1 protein-coding gene is annotated in these 2,297 nt (G+C 46.1%); it reads left to right on the forward strand.

Annotation, left to right across the window (positions count from 1 at the left end; all coding sequences use genetic code 11):
- A partial coding sequence (locus LQ201_RS25590; RefSeq protein ID WP_230146720.1) for a cadherin-like domain-containing protein occupies positions 1 to 2,297 on the forward strand: 2,297 nt, incomplete at both ends.

Below are 2,297 nucleotides of genomic sequence, written 5' to 3' on the forward strand. Positions count from 1 at the left end.
CCCGATACCTTTTGCCGCTATAGACTTTACCTCGAAATTTACAGACAAGGATAACAACCCGTTAACCAAGATCCGTATTGTTGATCTTCCGTTGAACGGTACCCTGCAGCTTAACGGCGTTGCCATCACGGTAGGTCAGGAGATTATTGCAGCGGATCTGGACAAGATCACTTTTGTTCCGAATGCAGACTGGAACGGTTCGACCAGTTTCAACTGGAACGGCAGCGACGGTACGGCTTATGCTGTTTCGAACGCGCCTGTGAACATCACGGTTACTCCGGTAAACGATGTTCCGGTTGTTGCCGCGATCAGCAAAAGCGGTGTGGAAGATACCCCGATACCTTTTGCCGCTGCAGATTTTACCTCGAAATTTACAGACAAAGACAACAACCCGTTAACCAAGATCCGTATTGTTGATCTTCCGTTGAACGGTACCCTGCAGCTTAACGGCATTGCCATTACGGTAGGCCAGGAGATCATCGCAGCAGATCTGGACAAGATCACTTTTGTTCCGAATGCAGACTGGAACGGCTCGACCAGTTTCAACTGGAACGGCAGCGACGGTACGGCTTATGCAGTTTCGAATGCGCCTGTAAACATCACGGTTACTCCGGTAAACGATGTTCCAGTTGTTGCCGCGATCAGCAAGAGCGGTGTAGAAGATAGCCCGATACCTTTTGCCGCTATAGACTTTACTTCGAAATTTACAGACAAGGATAACAACCCGTTAACCAAGATCCGCATTGTTGATCTTCCGTTGAACGGTACCCTGCAACTTAACGGCGTTGCCATTACGGTAGGCCAGGAGATCATTGCAGCAGATCTGGACAAGATTACTTTTGTTCCGAATGCAGACTGGAACGGCTCGACCAGTTTCAACTGGAACGGCAGCGACGGTACGGCATATGCAGTTTCGAACGCACCTGTAAACATCACGGTTACTCCGGTAAACGATGTTCCTGTTGCCGTAGCCAATACCAATACGACGCTAGAAGATACTAACTTAAATGTTGCAGATGGTGCGACAGGAGTTGCAGGAGATATCCTAATAAATGATACAGATGTTGAAGGAAACACCCTAACTGTAACGAATTACAGCATATTCGGTGTAGGAGGTACGCAGATTGTTGGTACTCCGGTTGTCATCACCGGCGTTGGTACAATAACCATCAATGCTGATGGAAGTTATGCCTTCCAACCAGCAGTCAATTATAACGGAACTGTTCCTCTGATTACTTATAACATTAGTGATGGAAATGGCGGAAATGCTGCAAGCACACTTGCCATTACCGTAACTCCAGTGAATGACATTCCTTCGTTTACCAAAGGAGCTGATCAGGTAGTTACAATTAATGCACCAGCTCAAACCATAACACCATGGGCAACAGCAATTAGTAGTGGGCCAGCAAATGAAAGCTCACAGACTTTAAACTTTGTGGTTACCAATGATAAAAACAGTCTATTTACTACGCAACCGAGTATTAGTCCGACTGGTGTTTTAACCTACACCCCAGCTGCTGGCCAGTATGGTAAAACCACAGTTACGGTATACGTGCAAGACAACGGAGGTACAACGAATGGTGGGGTAGATCAATCTGCTACACAAACCTTTGTGATCAGCATTAAGCCTGTTGGTACAACTGATACCGATACTACTCCGATTAATACAGCTACGACCACAATTGTTACTGCGAACGACGGTCCGAGCGGTGTCGGCACTTCCATTATACCTGGAGGTACAAACCCGGGCAACGGAACGATTACCATTAATCCAGACAAATCTATTACCTACACGCCAAACAATGGTTATGTGGGTAACGATACCTATACTTATATTTTAGAAACTCCAGATGGCGTAAAATCTGATCCGATTACCGTTAACATTACGGTTTACAATCCGAAAATTTCATTAGCGAAAGAGGGTAATTACAACGACTTTAATGGAAATGGTAAGGTAGATGCGGGCGATAGAATTAATTACACTTTTGTAGTGACGAATACAGGAACTGTTCCTGTAACAAACATTATTGTAAGCGATGCAAACGCTACGATTTCTGGTGGCCCGATCGCAAGTTTAGCGGTAGGTGCTTCAGACAACAGCACTTTCACCGGTTTCCATACCCTAACACAGGCGGAGATCGATAACGGCGGTGTGTTCAACGTGGCGACCGCTACCGGAAAAGACCCTAAAAATAACAATATCACAACCACTTCGGTAGATCCAACACCATTGTCGCCTACCGATCCGAACTATCCGGTTACACCGCCAACACCTGCATGTCCAAGCTGTACAGTTA

Origin of the sequence: Pedobacter sp. Bi126 (assembly GCF_918698245.1) — a bacterium.
In the GTDB taxonomy this organism is placed as follows: Bacteria; Bacteroidota; Bacteroidia; order Sphingobacteriales; family Sphingobacteriaceae; genus Pedobacter.